The sequence below is a fragment of the Bradyrhizobium sp. UFLA05-108 genome, from assembly GCF_059803455.1.
Genome location: NZ_JBANAZ010000218.1, coordinates 1 through 935, shown reverse-complemented (window position 1 = coordinate 935; position 935 = coordinate 1). Strand labels below are relative to the sequence as shown.

The 935-nt window shown below is 58.5% G+C and carries 2 protein-coding genes; one reads left to right on the top strand and one right to left on the bottom strand.

The annotated features are described in order from the left end of the window. The first annotated feature begins 352 nt into the window (after window positions 1-352). Window positions 353-709 carry a hypothetical protein gene (locus tag SO140_RS46090; RefSeq protein ID WP_498544220.1) on the top strand — a complete coding sequence of 119 codons (357 nt, stop codon included), beginning with the start codon at window positions 353-355 and terminating at the stop codon, window positions 707-709. Window positions 710-712: 3 nt separating this feature from the next. On the opposite strand, the gene SO140_RS46085 is transcribed toward SO140_RS46090, so the two are convergent. Beyond that, window positions 713-935: hypothetical protein (locus SO140_RS46085; RefSeq protein ID WP_498544219.1), on the bottom strand; the 223-nt coding region annotated here is incomplete at its 5' end.

Here is a 935-nt window from a genome sequence, read left to right as displayed (position 1 = left end):
GTGTTGACTAGCGCAGTCTGTCAACGCGAGGAAGCGGAAGTGCATCTGCAGCTGATGTGTCGCACGGTCATTGTGGGGCTTTTGTTGACGATGCAAGATAGGCCACGTGTTCACGTTTGACGTCATTACATGCCTTCATTCGGTGACGTGTTGCCGATCCTGCCGGTGGCTCTCATGCGGGACAGGATATGTTTTGTAGCACCGCCGTGGGCGACGCGTCCAAAACGAGGGTGACGGACAGGAAATGTGTTGTCATGACCGCCGGTGTTCCTGGCGTTGACAACACGCTGGTCAGGGCGCAGCCCCGACACCCCGAATCTCCCCTATACTGTGCCAAAAAAAGGAGGTTTCTATGGCATGGCACAGTGTGGCGCAGGCACAGGCATTGACCGGAAAAAGTCGGCGGACGCTCTACCGTGATATGGCGGCAGGTCGTGTGTCATGGCGAACTAATGCCGATGGCAAGCGGGAGTTAGAAACCACGGAATTGCTGCGTGTGTACGGCGAGCTGCAACCCGCTGGCACGAATGCGCGGCACACGGTGTCACACCCCGTTGGCACAGAAGATCAGGCGGTATTACTCGCCGAAATACGCGCATTACGGCAGGAGGTCGCCGATTTGGAAGCGGCGGTCTTGCGTCTGGAGCACCATCCGACCCCGGCGGAGCCGGCGATCGTCAACCGGTGGTGGCAGCGCTGGCGCCGTTGATCCCTACTGCCGCGCCGCCGGCTTGGCCAACGCCTCACGGCCGTGCAATGAATTGCCCGCCCGTTCACCGTTTCTCACATTGGCAAAACGGCAAAAACACGCGATTCGGTCGCGTTTCTCTCTGAAACTGGTCTCTGCGTACTGGGTTGCATAACCATTCATGCCGCCAAACGGCCTGTACGCCATTTTGCGGGCTTTTTTGCGGAGAAGTGAGGGGGTTTTACTG

What these genes read in the sequence shown, in the direction of transcription:
- SO140_RS46090 (WP_498544220.1), top strand. Translation starts at nt 353, where the DNA reads ATGGCATGGCACAGTGTGGCGCAGGCACAGGCATTGACCGGAAAAAGT.